This is a genomic window from Rufibacter roseus, assembly GCF_001647285.1.
Lineage (GTDB): Bacteria > Bacteroidota > Bacteroidia > Cytophagales > Hymenobacteraceae > Nibribacter > Nibribacter roseus.
The window spans coordinates 485,801-510,141 of record NZ_LRML01000001.1; the positions used below are offsets into that span (position 1 = coordinate 485,801).

Here is a 24,341-nt window from a genome sequence, read left to right on the forward strand (position 1 = left end):
AACTTTAAGAAAAACAGGTTATTAAAAAATATTAAAAATATTTTCTATCTGGGTGTATAAAGAGTTGGTTCTGTAGAAAATTATATGAACTTGCGGAATAATTATTAAAAGTCAAAAGTAATGGCCAGAGGCTTTTTCTTGCTTTTGGTAGTCTCAGGGCTCATGCTCATATCAGAGGCTGCCAACTCCCAGGCAAGTAGTACCCCAGCGGTTCCCCCAGCAGACTCCTCTCAAATATCACTTCAGCCTATTGCTGCGCTTTACCATGCTGCCATGGGGCAGCAGGCCCATGTGTTTAATGGCAGCGAGTATTTTGGCTACACGCTACGCACCAAAGGGCACCAGTTCTTCGGTTCAGATGTCTGGGCAGATGCCGTAGTTACCTATGATGGTATTGCCTACAGCGGCATTCCATTCATGTATGACATTGTCAACCAAGCCTTGATAGTGGTACGTCCCGACGAGAAAGGCACTCCCATCAAAACTCAGATCGATGCCAGTAGAGTGAGCCAGTTTACACTGCAAGGGCATAGGTTTATGAAAGTAAATAAGGCTGAGAATTTGGCATCTGGGTTCTACGAGGTGTTGTACAGCGGCAACGTGCAGGTCTTGGCCCGCCGCGAAAAGACTTCTCTGAAGCAGAACGCAGAAATTTCCTTTTCAGATAAAAATACTTATTACATCCTCAAAGACGGACAATACCATCAGGTTAAAAGCAAAGGTTCGGTGCTGAAGGTGTTGTCTGACCAGAAAGCCGAACTGAACAAAAGCCTGAAAGAGCGCTCCATCAGTTTCGGGCAGAACCGTGAGTTGGCGTTGGTGACCATGGCGCAGGTGTACGACTCCTTAACGAAAGGACAATGAGAAAGTACGCGTTACTATGCCTGATGCTGGCCCTGCTAGTATTACCATTCACTTCAGTATTTGCCCAAACATCAGCTACCCAAACAGTTTCTGGTAGTTTCTCAAAAATCTCTTTTGAGCAGTTTGTGAAACAAGTGGAGGCCCAGACAACCTATCGTTTCTATTTCAACCCTGCCCAGACCGATAGCCTGACCGTTTCTTTAGAAGCAAACCAGCAGCCTTTGCCAACAGTACTGGAGCAGTTGTTCAGAAACACTGACTATCGCTTTGCCATTGATGGGGAGCAGCGGGTTTTCGTTACAAAAGGTGCTCCTTTGCAGGCGAAACTTCCGGCTGATTTTCTGAATGTAGAAGGCGAGGATTCCGGAGATGAGGTGATTCCGGGCTATATTTCCGGAAACAGGCAAAAAACGCAAGCGGTGGGGTCTGAGACCAAACTATATGAAATCGGCATCAAGACGAATAAAATCACTCCCGGCAATGCCACGTTGAGAGGTACTGTACGTGATGCAGCTTCTGGTGAGCCTGTGATTGGTGCGGTGGTCATGATTGAAAACCCACTCACGGCCACCAATACCGATGAGAACGGAAATTACGCCATTAGCTTACCCAAAGGCCGGCATACCCTGAAGATTAGGAGTGTGGGAATGCGCGAGACCAAGCGCCAACTAATGCTTTACTCAGACGGCAGACTGTCGGTAGACCTGATCAGCAGCATTGTGTCGTTGAATGAGGTGTTGGTGAAAGGCAACCGCGACCGTAACGTAGCGAGTACCGCCATGGGCGTGGAGAAACTGGGTATAAGTACCATCAAGCAAGTACCCACGGCCTTCGGCGAAGCCGATGTGCTGAAAGTGGTGCTGACGCTGCCCGGGGTGAAGTCAGTAGGCGAGAGCTCTACCGGTCTGAACGTGCGGGGCGGTGCCACTGACCAAAACCTGATTCTGCTGAACGATGCCACCATTTTTAACCCTTCGCACCTGTTCGGGTTTTTCTCAGCTTTCAACCCAGATGTGGTGAAGGGTATAGAGCTGTACAAGAGTACTATTCCGGCTAAATACGGCGGCAGACTGGCTTCGGTGCTGGATATTTCTACCCGTGAGGGCAACAAGCAAAAGTTTGCCGGAGCCGGTGGAATCGGTCTTATTGCCAGTCGCCTGATGCTGGAGGGGCCAATCGTCAAAGACAAAACTTCGTTTTTGATTGGCGGCAGGGCTTCGTATTCTGATTGGCTCCTGGCGCAACTGCCTAACGAAAACCTAAGCCGAAGCAAAGCCTCTTTCTATGACCTGAACCTGGGCCTTAACCATACCATTAATGAGAACAACACCCTCAGTTTAACTGGCTACTTCAGCAACGATAATTTTAAACTGGCCAGTGATACGCTCTACAAGTATCAGAATCAGAGTTTAGTAGCTAAATGGGGGCATGCCTTCACAGATAAACTGTACAATGTGCTGACAGCTTCTTACAGCGGCTACAACTACAATGTAACCAGCGATAAAAATGAGGTGAACGCTTATGAGTTAGCTTATGACCAAAAGCAAGTCAGCATGAAAACTGGCTTCACGTACAACTACAACCACCAGCACACGGTGGAGTTTGGTGGCAGCACAATGCTACACCAGATGAGCCCTGGTTCTTATAAACCTTTAGGCGAAGAGTCATTGGTGATTCCTGACGAGGTGGAGCAGGAGCAGGGGCTGGAGAGCGCTTTGTACCTGAGTGACACCTATGAGGTTTCACCCCGCTTTTCGGTGTCGGTTGGTTTGCGTTATTCCTTTTTCCAGTACTTGGGTAGTAAAAGCGTAACTACCTATGCCGAGGGAGTGCCGAAAGATGAAACAACGGAGATTGAGACCAGAGAATTTGGTGCCGGAGATGTTATCAAAACTTATCACGGACCAGAGTACAGGGCATCAGCCAGGTTCAGTTTTACAGAAAGCTTCTCAGTGAAAGCCGGATATAACCGCACCCGCCAATATCTGCACATGCTCACCAACACCGCCATGATTTCGCCTACTGATATCTGGAAACTAAGTGATTCGCACATTCAGCCGCAGATAGGTGACCAGGTGTCACTAGGTTTGTTCAAGAACTTCAAGAACAACACCGTAGAGGCGAGTGTGGAGGTGTACCACAAAACCATGCAGAACATGCTGGACTACAAGAGCGGAGCGCAGTTGCTGCTCAACCACCACATTGAAACCGATGTGATCAACTCCAAAGGCAAAGCATATGGCATAGAAACCATGCTCCGTAAGCAGGAAGGCAAACTCAACGGCTGGCTAAGCTACACCTATTCGCGTTCTTTGCTGCAAAGTAATGGTGCGGAGTATGAGCAGAAAATAAATGAAGGAGCCTTCTACCCCAGCAACTTTGACCAGCCGCACAATTTAACCATGGTGGGTAACTACCGCTTTAGCCGCCGAATTAGCACCTCTCTCAATTTTGTGTACAGCACGGGTCGCCCTATCACGCTGCCCTTGTCTATTTATGAAGTGGGCGGCGGCAAACGGATTTACTACTCAGACCGCAACCAATTCCGAGTGCCCGATTATTACCGTGTAGATTTCTCTTTGAACCTGGAAGGTGGTCATAAGGCCAAAAAGCTGGCGCACAGCTCCTGGACACTGGCAGTGTACAACCTGACGGGTCGCAGGAACCCTTATTCCATCTATTTTAAATCAGAAGAAGGCGTGATTAAAGGCTACAAGATGTCAGTTTTTGGCCGCCCTATTCCAACTGTCACTTATAATTTTAAATTCTGATGAAACGTTTCTGCCTGAATGTATGGCTTTGCCTGAGCCTGTGGGCTATGGCCAGCTGTGTGGAGGAATATGAGCTGCCAGAAACCGCCAACGGAGAAGGTTTACTGGTGGTAGACGGAGGGATGAACGTGGAGGAGGGTACTGCCCAGGTGAAGCTGACCCGTAGCCAAAGCTTAGCGGATAAAACGCCCCCTAAACCTGAAACAGGAGCCAATGTTTGGATTGAGTACGGCCAGGGCGCTAAAATAAATCTGACGGGCAACAGCAGCGGTATGTACTCGGCCAACGGACTTTCTCTGGACTATGGTACTAAGTATAAGCTCCGCATCAAAACCAAAGTGGGCAAAGAATACGCTTCTACCGAAGTGTCTACCGTTAAAACTCCGCCTATTGATGAGATCACTTGGGATGTGGAAGGCGAGAATGTGAATATTAGAGTAACCACCCATGACCCTACCAACGCCGCCAGATACTACCGCTGGGAGTTTGAAGACACGTACGAGTACAGCGTCCCCTATTTTACGCGCTACATTCTGGATGAAAACGGAAAGCTTAAAGTACGCACTGAATCTGACAGTACCTATCAGAACTGCTGGAAATATGGTGCATCTTCAAACATTCTGGTAGGCTCTACCACTCAGCTAGAGAATGCCGTGGTGAACAAAGTAAGAATTGCCACCATTAACGGTAACTCTCAGAAGCTAAGCATGCGGTACAGCATGTTAGTAAAACAGCACGCTATTAGCCGTGAAGAACACCAATACTGGCAAATTTTGAGAAAAAACACCGAAGAAGTAGGCTCACTCTTTGATGCGCAGCCATCGGAAATAAAAGGAAATGTTAGCAACCTGAACGACCCTAATGAGCCGGTGCTTGGGTATTTTAGTGTCCGCTCTGTTACCACTAAACGCTTTTTCCTTAGCAAAGCTCAACTGGCACAGTGGAATTTCAGGTTCCAGAAAGACTGTCCATTTATAAAGGTGCCCATTTCAGCTGATGGTGTTATTGATTCAGGCTTTTTGTACAGCTTTGTTCATGCCAGATATGTAGTAGTAGACTGGAAAGATGAATTTGAAGATAATCCGGCTAAGGCTCCGAACAACCCGTGGATGCTTTCTTTTAGTTGCTCAGATTGCCGTGAGATGGGCGGTACCGGCAAGAAACCTGCATTTTGGTAAAACCTGTAACATGAGGTATAATTTATTCAGAAGAGTTTTGCCCCTGTTAGGGCTTTGCCTTCTACTTTCTTTCCGGGGCCAAAGTCAATCTGAGGGTGCTAAGGCACTAGCCCAAAGTGTTAGCACCTACTCGCAACTACACCTGCAGGAAAAAGTCTACCTGCACACCGACCGCTCTTCTTATCTGGCGGGCGAAACCATGTGGTTTAAAGTGTACAAAGTAGACGCCATGCATCACCAGCCGGTTGAACTGAGCAAGGTGGTGTATGTAGAGCTGCTGAACAACGAGCAAGTGCCTATGGCGCAGGCTAAAATTGACGTAGAAGCTGGAACCGGAAATGGCTATCTGGAGCTGCCTACTTCGCTGAATTCTGGTAATTATGTTTTACGAGCCTATACCAACTGGATGAAGAACGCCGGCGAAGGGTTCTTTTTTGAGAAACCTCTCTCTATTGTCAACACTTTCAAGAAGTTGAATGCGCAGAAGGTGGAGCCATCAGTGGAGTATGATATTCAGTTCTTCCCGGAAGGCGGGCAATTGGTAAATGGTCTGCAAAGCAAAGTGGCGTTTAAGGCGGTAGACAAAACAGGTCAGGGCGGCAGCTTTGTAGGGACTGTGATAGACCAGAAGAATGATACGGTGGCCAGGTTCTATACGTACAAGTTTGGTATAGGTAGCTTTCTGTTTACCCCAGCCTCCGGCAGTACCTACCGTGCTATCTTTAAAGGTCCCAACGGACAAATTTTCACCCGCTCCTTACCCACCGCGCAGGAGATAGGCACTGTAATGCAGGTAACCAACACCGAGCCAGAGCAGGTGCGGGTGAATGTGCAGACAAAAGGTACTGGAACGCAGCGGGTGTATCTGCTGGTGCATTCGCGGCAAGATGCCAAGTTGGCTCAAGCTGCTTCAGTAGATGCAAATGGCCAAGCCGTCTTTACCTTGGCTAAAGAGATATTGGGAGAAGGTATTTCTCACTTCACGGTCTTTAATGACCAGCGCCAGCCAGTGAGCGAACGGTTGTATTTTAAACGCCCGCAGCAACAGACATTTCATTTAAAAGCTACCACAGCACAGCGGCAATATTCACCACGTACCGAGGTAAATGTAGAGGTACAGGCGCAGGATTTCAAAGGAGCTCCAGCACTGGCAAATTTATCCATGGCGGTGTATCGGTTAGATTCTCTTCAGACCCCGGAGGCCGAGGATATACTTAGCTACCTTTTCCTAAGCTCAGACTTAAAAGGGCAGGTGGAGAATCCGCAGTATTACGTGTCTTCTCCTAGTCTTGATGTAGAAACGGCCACAGATAATCTAATGCTCACCCACGGCTGGCGGCGCTTTACCTGGCAAGATGTGCTGCAACCATCTTTCGCCCAAGTAGCCCATCTGCCCGAAATTGGAGGTCATTTAGTATTGGCGAAAGTAATGAACCGCCAGACAGGACAGCCTGCGCAAAATGTGCTTACATATTTATCGGCTCCATCTTTAAAAGTAGCGCTGTACGGGTCGCGGTCTGATGCCAACGGTAGAGTGCTCTACGACGTGAAAGACTTTTACGGCACCCGTGATTTAGTACTGCAAACTGATACCCGCCAAGACAGCACGTACCAGTTTGAAATCATTGACCCGTTCTCTACAGAACCTCCGGTGCTAAGGCCACAACCTTTACAGTTTCAGCCTTCGTTGCTTCATAAACTGGGGTCAAACAACATTCATTTACAGGTGCAGAGCTATCATACTCCTCCTTCGGCGTATAGCTTTACCGGTCCTGTTTTAGATAGTGTCGCTTTCTATGGTCAACCAGACAGGCAGTTTTTGTTAGATGAATTTACCCGCTTCCCGCTAGTAGAAGATGTGCTGCGGGAGTACGTGCCAAATGTACAGGTTCGTAAGCGGGGTAAAAGATTTCAGTTTGCGGTGGTAGACCAGTTCCGGAAAGAATCTTATCGTGAAGAGCCGCTGGTGCTGCTAGATGGGGTGCCTATTTTCAACACAGACTCCATCATGACCTATGACCCTAAAAACATTCGGAAGCTTGATGTGGTAGCGAGAAAATACTACTTGGGGCCAATGGCCTTTCATGGCATTGTCTCGTTCAGCACCTATGCCGGTAACCTAAAAGGATTTCCGGTAGATCCTAGAGCTTTACTAGTAGAATACCAAGGCCTGCAGATGCACCGTGAATTCTACAGCCCTGTCTACGAAACCCAAGAGCAGCAAAATAGCCGAATACCTGATTTGCGAACGCTCTTGCACTGGGAGCCTTATGTGCAGACAGGAGACGATGGCAAGAAGCAGGTACGCTTTTTCTCTTCAGACCAGAAGGGGCGTTATCAGGTAGTACTGCAAGGCATCACTAATGACGGAAAAGCAGGAAGTGCCACGTATCAGTTCTCGGTTCAGTAGTTTTAAAATTTGTTCTGAACGGCAAAGCCAGCGGAGAGTACCCGCTGGCTTTGCCGTTTCTTGCCTGTTTTTGAAAAAGGAGACCGAAAACAGTCTCAATAAGATCAGCCTCATCTGCCTATGCTACCCAGAAAGGCAATGAGGGATGTTCACATCTGCGGGTCATGGTGTTTCTAATCCTAAACAGGTTTATTGTGAATACACTAACAAGGGCAGCAGTTATTGTAATTTCACCAAGACTATATAGCTTACAGTAAAAGAAGAATAAGGATAATAGTCACATGGCCATGAAGAAAATAGGATCGTTATTATTTTTTCTTTCTCTTTTTGTTTGCTCAGTGCAGGCTCAAGATTTGCTTGTTTATGAGAGCGAATCGAAATTGGTGTGGGCAGACTTCAAAGGGGAGCCTCCAAAATTTGATTCAGCAGGAGCAAGAATCTCTACAACCATTCAAATGAAAGCTGGCAAAGTAAATATTTGGACAGGGAGTACAACCTATTCAGCCTGGGGAATTATGTTTCCAAGGCATTCATGGGTGAAGAAAGAATATAAAGATGATTACACGCTGAACCATGAACAACTACATTTCGATATTTCAGAACTAGTGGCCAAACGCTTAAAAATCTTTATAAATCAGCAAAAAGTCAATTCTGGTAAAAAGGTGGCCACCGAAATTTTTAACAGATATTAAAAAATGTTATTTGACCTTCAAGATCAGTATGATTTAGAAACCTCGGGAGCAAATAAGAAAGATAAGCAGGCGGAATGGGATAAAAAGATTCGAGATGAATTAAAGGAGTTGGAGGAGTACGCACTAAGAGGGAAGAAGCGCTAAATATCTGTTTCTGATATTTAAGTCAATCTGAAGTAAGAATAAAAGCTTGTTTTTAGCCTCATTTTTTCAAAAACAGCTCCAAAACACCCATAAACAAAATAGCCCGACCATTTGGTCGGGCTATTTTGTTTATGGAAATTACTAAGAATTAACCTTGAGAGTTTCCGTAGCGCTTGCGCTCGTTCTCATCTAAATAAATCTTACGCATTCTAATGCTCTTTGGCGTTACTTCCAGTAATTCATCCTTCTGGATGTATTCCATGGCTTCTTCCAGCGAGAATTGTTTTTTAGGTACAATCTTCACGTTGTTGTCAGAGCCTGAAGCACGCATGTTGGTCAGCTGCTTTCCTTTCTGAATGTTTACGGTCAGGTCGTTCTGGCGAGAGTGCTCTCCAATTACCTGGCCCATGTACACATCCTCACCTGGATCAACAAAGAATACACCGCGGTCCTGCAATTTATCAATAGAATAAGCAGTACCAGGACCCGTCTCCATAGAGATCAATGAACCGTTGATACGACCTGGGATAGCACCTTTGAACGGCTCATAGCTTACAAAGCGGTGGTTCATGATAGCTTCACCGGCAGTAGCTGTCAACACGTTGTTACGAAGGCCAATCAAACCACGCGCTGGAATGTTAAATTCCAAATGCTGCAAGTCACCTTTCGGCTCCATAATAGTCAGGTCACCTTTACGCTGTGTTACCAGTTCAATCACCTTACCGGCAGATTCTTCCGGAACGTCCACTACCAGGTGCTCAACCGGCTCGTATTTCTGTCCGTCAATTTCTTTGAAGATTACCTGCGGCTGGCCTACCTGTAATTCGTAGCCCTCGCGGCGCATGGTTTCAATTAAAACTGACAAGTGAAGGATACCACGTCCGTACACCAAGAAGGTGTCTTCTTTGTCGGTTTCATCCACTCTTAGAGCTAGGTTTTTCTCCATCTCTTTGAACAAGCGGTCACGCAGGTGACGAGATGTTACAAATTTGCCCTCTTTCCCGAAGAAAGGAGAGTTATTGATGGTGAACAACATGTTCATGGTAGGCTCATCAATGGCGATGCGCTCCAATGGCTCTGGGTTTTCAAAATCGGCAAGCGTATCGCCAATCTCGAAACCTTCAATACCGGTTACGGCGCAGATCTCGCCAGCAGAAACAGACTCTACCTTTACGCGGCCCAAGCCTTCAAAAACCTGAAGTTCTTTGATTCTTACTTTCTTGATAGAGCCATCACGCTTGCAAAGGCTCATTTGGGCACCTTCTTTCAATGTTCCGCGTTTTACACGGCCAATGGCGATACGGCCCACAAAAGAAGAGTAATCTAATGAAGTAATTTGCATCTGCGGTGTTCCTTCTTCTGAAGGAGCCGGAGGAATTACGTCAATGATGGCGTCTAACAACGGAATGATGTTGTCAGTTGGTTTCTGCCAGTCAGTGCTCATCCAGCCATGCTTGCTGGAACCATAGATGGTCACGAAGTCTAACTGTTCTTCGGTAGCATCAAGGTTGAACATCAGGTCGAACACCATTTCGTGTACTTCGTCCGGACGGCAGTTTTCTTTGTCTACTTTGTTTACTACCACAATTGGCTTAAGGCCTAAAGAGATAGCTTTTCCTAGCACGAAGCGGGTCTGTGGCATAGGGCCTTCAAAGGCATCTACCAGCAAAAGAACGCCGTCGGCCATTTTCAAAACGCGCTCAACTTCACCTCCGAAGTCAGCGTGACCAGGGGTGTCAATGATGTTGATTTTAACGTCTTTGTAACGCACCGATACGTTTTTAGAAACGATGGTGATGCCGCGTTCTCTTTCCAGGTCATTGTTATCCAGGATAAGGTCGTCGAACTGTTGGTGCGCGTCAAATATCTTTGAGGCGTGGATGATTTTGTCTACCAGCGTGGTTTTACCGTGGTCCACGTGGGCAATAATCGCGATGTTGCGGATACTTTGCATTCAGAGGTTGTTTTCAGCCCGCAAAGGTAGGGTTTTTCTTATGCTTTTCTATGTTAAATAATAAAAAAGCCTTGAACCCAATAACTTACGGTCATTTTATTGTGAAGGGCTAACAGAAAGCCCCTTAGCTAAGTTCCTAAACCGCATTTTCACAACGCTGATGTAGGTGGAAAACGAAGTGACAGACGCGGCTTTTGGTAGGAGAGCAGCTAATATAGATGGCGTTTAAGCAAAAAACTCTAGCCGTTTTAGAGCCGCTTTTTGAAAAACGGCTCTAAAACGGCTAGAGAGTTATAACTCAAGAAGGTGAAAATGTAAACTACATCTGATCAGGAGAGGAAGCCGTGTTCTGCCCAAGCCACTTATAGCCTTTCGTTTTCTTAATTCTGAAGCCCAGCATCAACTCATGTGAGCCAGCGCTATGGTGTCTTAGTGGTGATACTGTAATGTCATAAGAGTAAGAAAATTGGTACTGTTCCTTAAACTGCAAGCCAACTAGTCCTACCAACGCGTCTTGGGTGCGGTAAGAAACAGCTGTCCACACGTGGTCATCATAGGCAGTACGGCGTCGTTTGGTAAAGTAGTAGGTGCCCTTCATGTTCAGGTCTGCCTGCAACGGGGCTGGCCCCGCATACTTGAGCAAGACGGAGGGAGTGAGGGTAATGTTTCTTCTCACATCAAAGTTGTAGCCACCCGACATAAACAAATGTTTAGAAAGATAACTTGCGGCATCAGCGTTTTCGGCACTAACATATTTGTTGTCCAGGAGCTGAAAAAGGGAAATACCCACATAAAACCTGTTGCTGTGTAAATAGGTGCCCACGCTTAAGTCAGGCACGAAGGCATTTAATACTCCATTTCTGGTGACAGGATCAATACCATTAGAATTATCTGCCATTACTACTTTGTTGGGATCAAACCGGAACTGCTGAAACCCCGCAAAAACACCCGATGAAAAATAGATTTCCCGGTTCAGGGGAATGTGGTAGGCATAAGACAAGAGAGCAGCGGTGCGGGTGGTGGGGCCGGTGTTGTCAGTATACGCGTAGCCGCCCGCGCCGTGGTATGCCTGAACGCCTCTCCTGCCTTTCTTGCGTTGGTTTTGGAACAGGGCTGTTTCTGCGCTTAGGTAAAAAGTTTTAGGGGCTCCTTCAAATCCTACCCATTGGTTTCGGAACCCAGCCTTTAGGTTCAGGTCTTTCTCAAAGCCTGCCACCGCCGGATTAACAAGATAATAATTGGTCATGTACTGGCTGTACAAGGGCTGCTGTTGGGCTGTTGCCATAAGGCTACACAGCAGAAGTAAAATGATTGATATATACTTTTTCATAAGATGCGGTTAAGGTGTTTTGAGAAAAAACTAGCGCATTATGGTTATTGACTTCTTAAGCAGGGGTTGGGCGTTCCCCAGATCAATGGTGCAGTAGTAGGTGCCATTTGGCAACGGCTGGCCATTGTAAGTTCCGTCCCATGGTTTCCTATATCCCTTCGATTCAAACACTGGGCTTCCCCAGCGGTTGTACACTGTGATTTTGCAGTTAGGGTATAGGGTGGAGATATTCTTGATTTCCCACAGGTCATTCAAACCATCACCGTTTGGAGAGAAACCGGTAGGGATTTCAAAGTCTTGGCTGGCTTCAATAGTGAAGTTGACCTCAGTAGTACAACCGTTTTTGTCTTTCACCACTAGCAGGTGGGTACCTTCACTCAGGTTGTGAAAGACAGAGTCAGTGGTAAATCTTCCCTTGTCTAGCTGGTAGGTGTAAGGAGCGGTACCGCCGCCAACAAAAGTAACCGCAGCGCTGCCTGTTGAGCTGGCGGCAACGGTATTAGATAAGGCGGTTACTTTTACTTGAATAGGCTTAGGCTCTTTGATCTCTACTGTGCCAAGGTTAACTGTACACTCTGGAGAGAATCTGACAAGAACCTGATAACTGCCGCCTGCCAAGTTTGTAAACACAGAATCTTTCAGGAAAGTACGGCCGTTGTCAATGCTGAATTCTGCTTTGCCTTCTCCGCCTTTGGTAGTTACTGAAATGGAACCATTGGCCTGACCTGAGCAGAGTGCATCCTGCACTAAAGCTATTTTGCTTTCTACTTTCTTGATCAGAACCGAGGTGGAGTAGGTGCAGTTATTGGCGTCTTTCACCGTTAGTTGGTAGGTGCCAGGTGCCAACCCAGTAAGGGTAGCTGAAGCAGAGAAACGAGTGCCGTCTGTGGAGTACGTGTAAGGAGCAGTGCCGCCAGTTACTTCTTTCACAACTACCTGGCCGGTGGTCTGGCTGCAGCCTGCTGCCTGGGTAGTGAAGATTACTCCCGTGATGGCGGAGCTGTTGCCAAGGTTAATTTCCTTTGTCTTCACACAACCCGCGGCATCTTTTACAGTTACCACATGCTTGCCTGAGGCCAACCTAGTGAACTCTGGGTTAGTCTGGAAGTTACTGCCATCAATACTGAAGGTGTAAGGACTTCGGCCGCCGCTTATCTGACTAACTATGATAGTGCCATTGTTAGTCCCGCAAGTGGCGTCTGTGTTGGTCAAGGTGAAGCTTTCCGCTCCCCCGCTGCCTTTCACTTCATGGCTTTGGGTGAAGGTACAACCTGCTGCATCTTTGATGGTGATGGTATAGTTGCCAGTACCTAAGTTGCTAAATACCGCAGCAGATTGGAAGCTAATTCCGTTGATGCTGTAGGCAAGTGGAAGTGTACCACCCGTTACAGATTCTACGTTGATAGATCCGTTGTTCTGGGCGCAGTTAGCTGAAACAGAAGAAAGTGTTGCCTTCGTTATTTTGTTTTCTGTTACAGTTACACTAGAGGTAAACACACAGCCATTCGCATCTTTCACGAACACCTGATAGGCCTGCGGCGAAAGAACTGTGAAGGTGCTGGAGGTTTGGTAGCTGACTCCATCAAGAGAATAAGCATAAGGCGCCTTGCCGCCGGTAGTGGAAGTTACTTTGAAAGATCCTTTCTCAGAGCAAGTAGCCGGTGTGGTTGAAGTGGTAATAGCGGTGACACCTGCCAAGTTGGAAACAGACACTTCCTTGGTGATGGTACATCCGCTGGCGTCTTTCACGGTAAGGGTATGAAGTCCCTCCGCTACCTCATTAAATGTGGTTTGGCTTTGGAAAGCTGCTCCGTTAAGTGAGTAAATGAAGGGTGCTGTGCCACCACTTATTTCTCCAATACTGATGCTGCCATTGCGGTTGCCACAGGTGGAGGCAGTAGTGGTGTAAGCGAAATCAGTTGGTCCGCTAATACTTTCTACTTCAATGGATTTAGAGTAAGTGCAGCCGTTGGAATCCTTCACTACAATGGTATAGGAGCCGGCTGTCAGCGCCGTGAAGGTGCCGGTTTCTTGGAAATTAACGCCGTCTTTGCTGTAGGTATAAGGTGCTACGCCCGCGACCACATTGGTTACAGTAATTTGCCCGTTGGCCTGTCCGCAGGAGGAGGACAGTTGAGTTAGCGTAATATCTGTTGGCCCTTCAGTACCTGATATAGTGACTTCAGTTGAGTATGTGCAGCCATTGGCATCTTTCACGGTAATGGCGTATGCGCCTGCTGTAAGGCCACTATAGAAAGCACTTGATTGGAAGTTGACCCCGTCTTTGCTGTAGGTGTAAGGGGCTGTGCCGCCAATAACCGCTGTTACCGTTACCGTTCCGTTGCTGTTGTTGCAGGTAGTACCAGTAACCGCCGCGGCCACGCTTTCTATGCCCTTCAAATCTTTTACCTGCACCTGGTCTGCAAACTCACATCCTTTGGCATCTAGCACGGTCACTTTGTAAGTGCCTGCAGAAAGATTGTCAAAAGAGGCTGAAGAGGTGAATGTAGATCCGTCTATTGAATATTTATAAGGGGCGGTGCCTCCATTGATGGTGGTTATACTAATGCTGCCGTTGCCATTGCCACAGGTAGAAGGTGCTACGGAGGTGGTGAAAGCAGACGGAGCCGTTTTAGCGACAGTAGCTACTTCCGTGGTTAAACACCCGTTTGCGTCTTGAACAGTTACACTGTAGGTGCCAGAAGCAAGACCTGTAAAGGAAGCGCTACTCTGGAAAGAAAGACCATCAAGAGAATAGGCATAAGGGGCAGAGCCTCCGCTTACCTCTTTCACTGTAATGGCACCATCTCTGTCAGAACAGCTGGCAGGAGTGGTGTCTACTGTTGCCGCAGTAGGTCCGGCCAAGTCTTGCAGAAGCATCTCTTTAGAGAAGGTGCATCCGTTGCCGTCTTTCACTGATAAAGTGTGTGTGCCAGCTTGTAAGGCGGGAAAGGAAGTAGAGTGTTGGAAGGGTCCTCCGTTAATGCTGTAGGTGTAAGGAGCAACGCCTCCGGTTACTAATTCTACCGTTAAACTTCCGTTGTTCCCCCCGCAAGTAGAAGGTTGGGTGCTGACGGTAATACCAGTAGGTCCAGTGACATCAGTTACAGTTACGGTTTCTGCATAAGTGCAACCATTGGCATCGCGCACGGTCACCACATGTTTTCCGGCAGTTACCGCGGTAAAGGTGGTTTCGTCCTTGAACTCTTTACCGTCTAAAGAGAAGGTAAATGGTGCTGTTCCGCCCTTCACTGTAGTTACCATTACGGTGCCGTTGTTGCTTCCGCAGGTAGCAGTAGTGCTCGCCAGTTCTAAACCAGCAGGGCTCGCAATGTCATTTACTGAAGCCTGTTTGGAAAAGGTGCAGCCGTTGGCATCTTTAACCGTGATGGTGTAGGTGCCTGCAGTTAAGGCAGTAAATACAATAGCATCCTGAAAGACAGAACCGTTAATGCTGTACGTGTACGGAGCAGTGCCTCCTGTTACAGTAGCTACCTGAAGCTGTCCATTAGCAGATCCGCACGTGCTTGCTTGTGCAGAGACAATAAAGTCAGTAGGGCCAGCCTTGTCTTCTATTACCACCACCTCAGTTGACATGCAGCCAGTGGAGTCTTTTACGGTAATAGAATACGTTGCCGCAGTGAGTGCCGTGAACGTAGCAGAAGTTTGAAAGTGAACGCCGTCTATGCTGAATGAATAAGGAGCAGTGCCGCCTCTTGTTTCAGCGATTGTTATTTTGCCGTTGCTGTTTCCGCAGGTGCTTGGTACTACCGTTGCGGTGAAAGCTGGTCCGGCAACATTGTTGACAGCAACTGCCTTTGAATAGGTGCAGCCATTCGCATCTTTCACTGTGATGATATGCGAGCCTGCGCTCAGATTCTGAAAAGTAGCAGAAGCTTGGAAGCGCTGTCCATCTTGGCTATAAGTATATGGTCCAGTTCCTCCAGTAACCGAAAGAATGGTGATTGTTCCGTCACTGTTTCCGCACCTTGTTTCGGTGGTGGAAACAGTAAATGCCGTTGGTGCATTTTGCCCAACTCTTACCCCCGATGCAAACTGACAACCATTGGCATCTTTCACCGTGACGGTGTACAAGCCTGCTGCCAATCCTGAGAACGAACCGCTCTCCTGATAAGTGGAGCCATTGATAGAGTAGGTAAAAGGAGCAGTTCCGCCGGTTACATTGCTTACCGTAATACTGCCGTCGCTGTTGGTGCAGTTAGCAGGTTGGGCAGCAGTTGTCATTGTGGTTGGTCCGGCAATGTTTGAAACTTCTGCTTTCTGCGTGTAGGTGCAACCGTTGGCGTCTTTCACATAAACTTGGTAGGTATTGGCTGCAAGTGCCGTGAAAGTGACAGATGTCTGAAAGTTTACGCCATCTATGCTATAGGTGTATGGTGCTGTGCCGCCGTTCACTCCGTTTACAGTGATGCCGCCATTGGCACCGCCGCAGGTAGAAGGAGAGCTTGTAAGAGTTAAGGCAGCAGGTCCAGTCACATATTCCACTTCTGCTGTTTGGCTAAAGGTACAGCCATTGGCATCTTTCACGGTAAGGGTGTAGGTGTTGGCAGCCAAAGCTGAGAAAGAAGCAGATGATTGGAACTGGACACCATCTACACTATAGCTGAACGGAGCGGTTCCTCCCGTTACTTCTCTTACTTCAAGCTGTCCGTTGGTGCCGCAGATGGCAGGTTTAGACGCTATTCTAACTTCAGTTGGACCGGCAATGTCTTCCAGTAACACCTGCTTCACAAAAGAACATCCGTTAGCGTCTTTCACGGTTACAGTAAAAGTGCCTGAACGTAACCCAGTAAATGTGGAAGAATTTTGAAAGACAGTTCCGTTGAGGGAGTAGGTGAAAGGAACCGTGCCGCCGTCAACGTTGCGAATGGAAATACTGCCGTTGCTATTGCCACAGGTTGACGCCTGTACTGAAGAGGTGAAATCTTGTGGGCCAGGGGTGTTGGTAATCTGAATTTGGCCAGCAAAAGTACAGCCATTGGCATCTTTTACTGTGATAGTGTAAGTGCTCGCTACCAAGCCAGTAAGAGTGGCAGAAGATTGGAAGTTTTTACCATCAAGGCTATACGAATAAGGGCTCGTGCCACCAGTTATATTTAGAATGGTAATACTTCCATTGCTATTGCCGCAAGTAGAGGCTACCGTTGTAGCGTCAAAAGCAGTAGGAATGTTCTTAGAAACTTTAACAGAGGCGGTGACGAGGCATCCGTTGGTGTCTTTAGCAGTTACTGTGTACGTGCCACTTGAAAGTGCTGTAAAGCGGTTGTATTCCTGAAAAGTAACTCCATCCAGAGAATAAACAAAAGGAGCAGTGCCTCCTGTTACAGTATCAACGATAATGCTGCCGTCATTGTCAGCACAGGTGGCCGGAGAAGAACTGGCTGTTACTGCTGCCGGACCATTGATGTTGTTGATGACAAATGACTTGTTAAAGGTACATCCGTTCGCATCTTTCACAAACAAGGTATGGGTGCCTGCAGCTAAAGCGGTAAAAGTAGGAGAGGGTTGGAAGTTCACTCCGTCTCTGCTGTAGCTATAAGGGGCAGTTCCACCTGTTATTTTGGTTAGGGTAAGGGCACCGTTGCTGTTTCCGCAGATAGAAGCGCTTATTTCAGCGGTCAGGTCAGTAGGTCCGGCTACGTTGGTAACGGTAGCTTTTTTAGTGAAGACACAACCGTTTGCGTCTTTCACAGTGACAGTATGTTCTCCGGCCGTAATAGGGGCAAAGGCAGTACTGCTTTGGAAAGAGCCACCATTTAGTGCAAATGAATAAGGAGCTACTCCACCGGTTACTCCTCTTACGGTGATGGTGCCGTTGCTGGCGCCGCAGGTAGAAGCTGCCGTTGCCAACGCCAGATCAGTTGGCCCGTAAATATTTTCTAGTTGCACTTCTTTGTTGAAAGTACAGCCGTTGGCGTCTTTGACGGTGATGGTGTGGTTGCCTGCGGGTAAAGATGTAAAGGCTGCAGAGTTTTGGAAAGCAGCGCCGTTTATGCTGTAAGTGTATGGGCTAGTGCCTCCCGCTACTGAGCTGATGTTAATGCTGCCATTGCTACTGCCGCAGGTAGAGGAAGATACTGCCAACGTTAGATCAGAAGGTCCGGCAATGTCTTTTACCTCTATTTCCTCTGATGATAAGCAGCCTTTGGTATCTTTTACCATGATCAGGTACACACCCGCGCCCACTGTCATGAATGTGGCAGATGATTGGAAATTAGTACCGTCTATGCTATAGAGATAAGGAGCGGTGCCTCCTGTTACTCCTTTTACTGTAATGGCTCCATTGGTATTGCCGCAGGTGCTGGCAGTAGCTGTAACCGTAAACGCAGGCCCAGCAGTGTTGCTCACCGATACGCCTTTGCTGTAAGTGCAGCCCTTCGCATCCCGAACACTGATGGTGTGTGTGCCAGCTAATAAACCAGTAAATGTAGAGTTGCTTTGGAAGACACCGCCATCAATGCTGTACTGATAGGGAGCGGTGCCACCGGTAACAGTTCCAACAGTGATGGTTCCATCATTGCGCCCGCAAGAAGTTTCAGTGGTGGAGAACGTAAAGGCAGTTGGCACATTTTGCCCTACCGTTACTTGTGTAGAAACAAGGCATCCATTGGCATCTTTGGCGGTGATGGTGTATGTGCCTGAAGATATACCTGCATAAATGATTTCTGTCTGAAAGTTTGTATTGCCTATGGAGTAGGTGTAAGGAGCAGTGCCGCCTGTCACGCCGGAGATTGAAATACTTCCGTCGTTATTTAAACAGCTGGCAGAACTAGAAACTGCTGTGATAGCTGATGGGCCTGGAACATCTCGTACGGCAACCTGCTGAGCAAATGTGCAGGCATTGGCATCTTTAACATAAATGGTATAGGTGCCAGCAGCCAGTTCAGTAAAGGTGGCGGAAGCTTGGAAATTTACCCCGTCTTTACTGTAGCTGTAAGGCGCTGTGCCACCCGTAACGCTATTCACGCTCAAGGCACCGTTGCTTCTTCCGCAAGAGGAGGAAACAGTGGTGGAAGCCAGTGCGGTTGGGCCAGACAGGTTTTCTACTCTTACTTTCTTTGTAAAGGAACAGCCATTCGCATCTTTTACTGTAACAGTGTGCTCTCCTGCCGGAACTCCCGTATAGGTGGCATTCGTTTGGAATTCTTGTCCGTTGAGCGAGTAGGTGTAGGGTGCCATTCCTCCGCTTACCCCTTCCACTTTGATAGACCCGTTGCTGGCACCGCAGGTGGAAGCTTGGTTTGACATAGCAATGTCACGTGGCCCAGCCTGATCTGTTACCTCAATGGTTTTCGAAAAGAGGCAGCCATTGGCATCTTTCACCAAGATAGAATATGTGCCGGCGATGAGGTTCTCAAAGGTGGCTGAAGCCTGAAACTGAACTCCGTCTTTGCTATAGGTAAAGGGAGCAGTTCCGCCATTGACAGATTCAATCATCACCCTGCCGTTACTGGCGCCGCAAGTTGAGGCAACGACAGTGGATTCTACACCTTGAGGGCCTGCCACATCTTCAATAACAACTAATTTTGTATATGTGCAACCGTTGGCGTCTTTAATTGCCACTGTGTGCTGGCCTGCCTGTAACTGATTGAATGTAGCGGAAGTTTGATAGTTCGTTCCGTCAAGGCTATAGGTATAAGGAGAAGTTCCGCCTGTTACCTCTGTTACTGTTAGCGCTGCATTGCTGTAACCACAGGTAGAAGAGCTGGTGGAAACATTTGCCTCAGTAGGGCCAGCTACATTGTTTAAAACTACTGATTTAGTAAACGTACAGCCTTTTGCATCTTTCACCGTGATGGTGTAGGTGCCGGCGGCTAGACTGCTGAAAGTGCTGGAGGCTTGAAAATTTATGCCGTCTTGGCTGTAGTAATAAGGAGCCGTGCCTCCGGTAACTGAAACAACAGTAAAAGTGCCATTGTTGCGGCCACAGGTAGATGCTACTGTAGAAGTGGTAAAGCCGGTAGGTACGTTCTTTTTAACAACAACAGCCGTGGTAACTAAACAACCGTTGGCATCTTTTGCAGTAACGGTGTAGTTGCCGGAAGCAAGGACTGTAAAAGCGGTTCCGGTTTGGAAAGCAGTACCATCTATGGAATAGGAATAAGGAGCAGAGCCACCCGTTACTCCTGTCACTTTTATTTCCCCGTCATTGTTCAGGCAGCTGGCAGATGCAGTAGAGGCCGTTACTGCTGTTGGGCCAGCTATGTCAGATAACCTTACTTCTTTGGCATAAACACAACCGTTGGCGTCTTTCACAGTGAACATGTAAGATCCTGCTTTTAGGGAAGTGAAAGTGGCAGAAGCCTGAAAGTGGATGCCATCTTTGCTGTAACTAAAAGGAGCTGTCCCGCCAGAAACATTACCGATGTTAATGGAGCCATTGTTGCCGCCGCAGGTTGATGGAGTGAGGCTGGCGGTAAAACCCGATGGCCCTGCCACGTCCCTAACAGAAACCTGGCGGGTAATGGTACAGCCGTTCGCATCTTTTACGGTGACAGTATAAGTGCCCGCAGACAGACCTGCTAAAGTAGCCGATGCCTGAAAAGTAGTGCCATTGGTGCTGTAGGAGTAAGGGGCTGTGCCACCTATTACAGACGTGACGGTAACGCTTCCATTACTGGAGCCACAGGTAGATGAAGCGGCTGTTAAACTTATCTCAGTAGGGCCTGCAATGTTCTCCAGTAAAACTGTTTTAACAAAAGTACACCCATTGGCGTCCTTGATAGTTAGTAAATGTTGCCCAGCGGATAACCCGGAAAAAGAAGCAGAGCTTTGAAAGGCAGCTCCGTTTAGACTGTAGGTATATGGTGCCGTTCCGCCAGTGACGCTAGCTACTGCTATAGTTCCGTTTTTGGTTCCGCAAGTAGTGGCTTTAGTAGTGAGGGCAGCGTCTGAAGGGCCAGCAATATTGTTAACTGTAAAAGCCTTGGAGAAACTACAGCCGTTGGTGTCTCTGACAGTAATAGAATAAGTGCCTGCTGCTAAAGCCTGGAAAGAGGAAGCTGTCTGGAATGCTCCTCCGTTCAAACTATAGGTATAGGGCGCAGTACCACCAGTAGCGGCAATGCTTAGCGTTCCGTTGCTGTTTCCGCAAGTAGAAGACGTAATGGAGGCAGTGAGGTCAGAAGGACCAGCTATGTTACCAATGACTATGGAGCGGGAGGTGATACAACCGTTCGCATCTTTCACTGTGATCGTATAAGTGCCGGCGGCAAGCGCTGTGAAAGTGCCCGTCTCCTGAAAAGAAACGCCGTCCTTACTGTAGGTGAAAGGTGCAGTTCCGCCTGTCACTGAGGTGACGGTGATGCCGCCATTGCTAGCGCCACAGGTGCTGGAAGAAGTGTTGAAAGCGAAGGTAGTGGGACCTGGTGCACTGCCCACCACTACTGTTTTGGTGAAGAGGCAGCCGTTCGCATCTTTCACTGTAATAGTATAAGACCCAGAGGCTACTCCGGAAAAAGTATTAGTGCTTTGGAAAGTTACGCCGTCTTTGCTGTAAGTAAAGGGTGCCTGGCCATTTATAACGTTAGAAACAGTAATGCTTCCGTTGCTGTTGCCGCAAGTAGTACTGGTGGTGGAAGTGGTAAAACCGGTAGGGCCCGAAATATTTTGTAAAATATACGTGTTGCTGTACACGCAGCCATTGGCGTCTTTCACGCTGATGGAGTAGGTGCCAGCAGAAAGAGCGGTATAACTAGTGGCACTTTTGAATTCTGAGCCATTCAAGCTGTACAAATAAGGAGCTCGTCCTCCGGTAACACCATTTATTTGCAGTGAACCATTGCTGTTACCACAGGTAGAAGGGGTGGAGGTGATTGTAACAGCTGATGGGCCTGCTTCCTCGCTTACTGTAAATGATTTCTGAATTGAGCATCCTTTCGCATCGGTAGCGGTCACTGTATAAGTGCCGGCAGCTTTGTTTGAAACAGTAGCAGTGGTTTCGCCGGTGTTCCATTGATAGGTGATAGGCGCCTGCCCTCCTGTAGTTGCAGCTGTGATGGTGGCCGTAGAGCCTGCGCAAATAACTGCTGGGCCTGTGAAGGTAAGGTTAAATTGGTAAAAGGAAATCAGTACTTCATCTGAAATAGGGGAGCAGGTGCCGTTGACAGTGGTTGTGAGGGTAAGTTTTACCTTGCCTGCCGCCAATTCACTGGCAGTAGGGGTGTAGGTGGCGTTCAATGAAGTGTTATTTGGGGAGAAAGAACCTGCACCCCCACTCCAGATGCCGCCAGTGGCAGCCGTAACAGAACCTGTTAACGACACTGGGCTTGTGGTACAAATTAATTGGTCTGGACCTGCATTCACTGACAAATCTGTGACAACCGTAACAGAAGCCTCAAACTTTTTACAGTTAGGGTAGTTTTCAGTTCTAACTTCGAGAAAATATTCACCTACCGTAGGAGCTATATAGTTTTTTGTAGTGGCCAATAGCTGCCCACTTTTATTTGTCCAGAAGTAGCTGAAGTTTCCGCTGCCGCCAGTAACATTTCCGGTTAACTCAACGCCTGTTGAGCCGGGGCAAATAATGGCAGGGGTGGGGCTGATAGAAACTATTGGGGCAGGGAAAAAGTAAACCCGCACCGTGTCACAAAAAGGGAGATCTGAGCAGGGTGAAGCTACTGAACTACCGCACACCACGTAGTCAACAAACGCAGGAGCGTTGTCGTCTGGGGTTATGGTTGGGGTAGCGCAACCTGAGGTGCAACTCAAATACTTGTTGTAGGCACCGCCGCCTGTTATATCTGTCCAGGTGATGGATGCTTCTTCAAACGCTATGGGAGCCTGTAAAACAGAAGAACATCCACCTGAAATTTTTACGTCTGGGACAGGAGTAAAAGCGGCAATGGACTTTACCTGAAAGCTATTACTGGCACCGCCAGGCATGCAAATGGTGAGCACATGGGGGCCAACACCAGATACGCAGATGGGTTGCCCTACTGGTACGGGTGGTCCGCAATCTATCTGATAGGCCATGGCGCCGGAAGGTACTGGTCCGCCCGTAATGCTGAACTCCAGCCCTCCCGCATTTTTGTCAAGGGTTATGTTGAACTGAATGCAGTTTTCGTTGCCTTTAGCGCCACAAATGCTGCCATTGCGGCTTAGATCTCCTGAATTCCAGATGCCATTGGGTTGACCTGTAAGGTTAACTTCATGTACCGGTACACTGTTCCCTTGCGCATGCAATTGCAATGGAGCCATATAAAGCATCCAAAGTAGGAGGAGAGGAAATGCGTAAGTTATTTTTTGAGTAAAGGTTCTTTCCATATGCGAAGAGTTTTTGATCCTGTTCAAATCTGTAATGAGGTGCGCTGAAAGATTACCATTCAAGGCTGAGCGCGCGTAGTAGAATCAGGTGGAGCCGCTTCTGAATTAATTCTTCTGTTGCTAAAGTTGACTTATAGACTAAGCAAACTCGGGGGTGTTTGAGAATAGTCATATTTGTTCAAGATAAAATTTTATAACAAACAGTTAAATTGTATTATTTATAATAAGTCATGTAACTATAATGATTTATAGAGATAACTTGATATTTGATTAGTTATATAAATTATGTTATCATAGTATTTGTAGTTATAAATTTGTCTTATAATATAGGCTATAAACACTGTTTTTAAGTCTTATTTGCCTGTTTCTGATAAATATAAGTACTAATTTAAATATAGACCTATATATTTTATTAAATTTATTTAGCACCCATTGCTCTTATGTTAAATAAGAAAAAACTTAGAAAGAGGCTTATTGGTTAATGGTGTGGGTTCTTTGATAAGTTATGTAAAGTACAATGAAATGTAAAAGGGTTAAGTAAAAGGATAAGAGTAAGTTGGGTGTAGTTTTTTTGACAGAGGGAAGTAGAGGGCAAATAAAAAGGCGGATTTTTAACTTCGGGAAAAAGATACTTAACCAAAGTGTATTAAGCTCTACAATTCTCTGCCAGAAGCTTACAATTAAAAAAGACCTGAACAGAAGAAACGATTTAAACTGAATTTCGTATGATTTCTTCCCTGCTGATTCTTTAATGGAAAACTAGCGTAAGTTTTAGGTGGTGAAGAACTTTTTTGGATGCCAACTGGAATCCTTTATATTTAATACTTCATTCCTAAACATCTGCTAATTGGCAGGTCTACTACCTAACCTATTCCACCTATTCCTATGCCCATTAATCAAGAAAAAATTCAGTGGCTTAAAAAGGAGCTTCAACCGTACCGCAAAGAGTTGATGGAGCACCCGCTGTATGAAAACCTGTATGATCTGGCTGACCTTCGGGTGTTCATGGAGCATCATGTTTTTGCGGTCTGGGACTTTATGAGCCTGCTCAAAAGCCTGCAGCGCTACCTTACCTGCGTAGAAGTTCCCTGGACCCCCCACGGAAACCCCGCCAACCGCCGCTTGATTAATGAGATTGTGCTGGAAGAGGAAACCGATGTAGATGTTGATGGGCAGCCAATCAGCCATTTTGAATTGTACATGAGGGCTATGGAGGAATGTGGTGCCAACACAAAACTTATGCATGATTTTATGGATGGGTTGCAGCATGGCAAAGCCGTTTATACGCAACTGGAGAATCTGCCAGTTCCGGCATCGGTGCAGGACTTTGTAAAGCATACCTTCCAAATCATACAAAGTGGGCAGCCGCACCGTATTGCTGCCGCCTTCACTTTTGGCCGTGAAGACGTAATTCCTGATATGTTCCGGTGTCTGGTTGGTGACATTGGCCGCCGTTACCCTGGCACGTTAGATACTTTCCAGTATTACATGGACCGCCACATTCAGCTAGACGATGAGGTGCATTCCCCGCTGGCCATGCAAATGGTGTCTGTTTTGTGCGGAGACGATGAGCAGAAATGGCAGGAATGCCGCGAAGAGGCGGTAGCCTGCCACAAAATGCGCCTGCACCTTTGGGATAGTATACTGGCTAGTTTTCAACGTAGAGCCGCAAGTTAAATCTTTTGCCATAGTCTTGTCGTACTGTAGAGGCA

10 protein-coding genes are annotated in these 24,341 nt (G+C 47.2%); 7 read left to right on the forward strand and 3 right to left on the reverse strand.

Annotated elements, in window-relative coordinates; genetic code table 11:
- Positions 1-120 precede the first annotated feature (120 nt).
- From A8O23_RS01630 to A8O23_RS21525, 6 genes are all read left to right on the forward strand, one after another.
- A complete protein-coding gene (locus A8O23_RS01630; RefSeq protein ID WP_066615668.1) occupies positions 121-864 on the forward strand; it encodes a hypothetical protein in 744 nt (247 codons plus the stop codon).
- Positions 861-3,635: a TonB-dependent receptor gene (locus tag A8O23_RS01635; RefSeq protein WP_066615669.1), complete on the forward strand. Its 2,775-nt coding sequence runs from the start codon at positions 861-863 to the stop codon at positions 3,633-3,635. Before A8O23_RS01630 ends, A8O23_RS01635 begins: the two co-directional genes overlap by 4 nt.
- Complete coding sequence (locus A8O23_RS01640) at positions 3,635-4,813, forward strand: DUF4249 domain-containing protein (RefSeq protein ID WP_066615671.1); 1,179 nt, start codon at positions 3,635-3,637, stop codon at positions 4,811-4,813. The genes A8O23_RS01635 and A8O23_RS01640 overlap by 1 nt, the downstream gene beginning before the upstream one ends.
- Before the next feature lie 10 nt (positions 4,814-4,823).
- Positions 4,824-7,223 (forward strand): hypothetical protein, encoded by a 2,400-nt coding sequence (locus tag A8O23_RS01645; RefSeq protein WP_066615672.1) that lies wholly within the window; start codon positions 4,824-4,826, stop codon positions 7,221-7,223.
- Between the two features lie 287 nt (positions 7,224-7,510).
- Positions 7,511-7,915 (forward strand): hypothetical protein, encoded by a 405-nt coding sequence (locus A8O23_RS01650; protein WP_153042035.1) that lies wholly within the window; start codon positions 7,511-7,513, stop codon positions 7,913-7,915.
- A 3-nt stretch (positions 7,916-7,918) separates the two neighbouring features.
- A complete protein-coding gene (locus A8O23_RS21525) occupies positions 7,919-8,059 on the forward strand; it encodes a hypothetical protein (RefSeq protein ID WP_161486678.1) in 141 nt (46 codons plus the stop codon).
- A gap of 148 nt (positions 8,060-8,207) precedes the next feature.
- Here A8O23_RS21525 and typA read toward each other — a convergent pair whose 3' ends face one another.
- The 3 genes from typA to A8O23_RS21380 form a co-directional block, all read right to left on the reverse strand.
- Entirely contained in the window at positions 8,208-10,013 is a 1,806-nt protein-coding gene (typA, locus tag A8O23_RS01655; protein ID WP_066615675.1) for a translational GTPase TypA, read from the reverse strand.
- Positions 10,014-10,332: 319 nt separating this feature from the next.
- On the reverse strand, positions 10,333-11,343 hold the full coding sequence (locus A8O23_RS01660) for a PorP/SprF family type IX secretion system membrane protein (protein WP_066615676.1): 1,011 nt from the start codon (positions 11,341-11,343) through the stop codon (positions 10,333-10,335).
- Between the two features lie 30 nt (positions 11,344-11,373).
- Positions 11,374-22,629 carry a T9SS type B sorting domain-containing protein gene (locus A8O23_RS21380; protein WP_153042036.1) on the reverse strand — a complete coding sequence of 3,752 codons (11,256 nt, stop codon included), beginning with the start codon at positions 22,627-22,629 and terminating at the stop codon, positions 11,374-11,376.
- Between the two features lie 885 nt (positions 22,630-23,514).
- On the opposite strand from A8O23_RS21380, the gene A8O23_RS01670 reads away from it, so the two are divergent.
- Complete coding sequence (locus tag A8O23_RS01670) at positions 23,515-24,306, forward strand: DUF3050 domain-containing protein (RefSeq protein WP_066615683.1); 792 nt, start codon at positions 23,515-23,517, stop codon at positions 24,304-24,306.
- Positions 24,307-24,341 lie beyond the last annotated feature (35 nt).

Coding starts and splice junctions, on each gene's coding strand:
- A8O23_RS01640 (WP_066615671.1), top strand. CDS start 3,635: ATGAAACGTTTCTGCCTGAATGTATGGCTTTGCCTGAGCCTGTGGGCT.
- A8O23_RS01670 (WP_066615683.1), top strand. CDS start 23,515: ATGCCCATTAATCAAGAAAAAATTCAGTGGCTTAAAAAGGAGCTTCAA.
- A8O23_RS21380 (WP_153042036.1), bottom strand. CDS start 22,629: ATGGAAAGAACCTTTACTCAAAAAATAACTTACGCATTTCCTCTCCTC.
- A8O23_RS01650 (WP_153042035.1), top strand. CDS start 7,511: ATGAAGAAAATAGGATCGTTATTATTTTTTCTTTCTCTTTTTGTTTGC.
- A8O23_RS01645 (WP_066615672.1), top strand. CDS start 4,824: ATGAGGTATAATTTATTCAGAAGAGTTTTGCCCCTGTTAGGGCTTTGC.
- typA (WP_066615675.1), bottom strand. CDS start 10,013: ATGCAAAGTATCCGCAACATCGCGATTATTGCCCACGTGGACCACGGT.
- A8O23_RS01630 (WP_066615668.1), top strand. CDS start 121: ATGGCCAGAGGCTTTTTCTTGCTTTTGGTAGTCTCAGGGCTCATGCTC.
- A8O23_RS21525 (WP_161486678.1), top strand. CDS start 7,919: ATGTTATTTGACCTTCAAGATCAGTATGATTTAGAAACCTCGGGAGCA.
- A8O23_RS01635 (WP_066615669.1), top strand. CDS start 861: ATGAGAAAGTACGCGTTACTATGCCTGATGCTGGCCCTGCTAGTATTA.
- A8O23_RS01660 (WP_066615676.1), bottom strand. CDS start 11,343: ATGAAAAAGTATATATCAATCATTTTACTTCTGCTGTGTAGCCTTATG.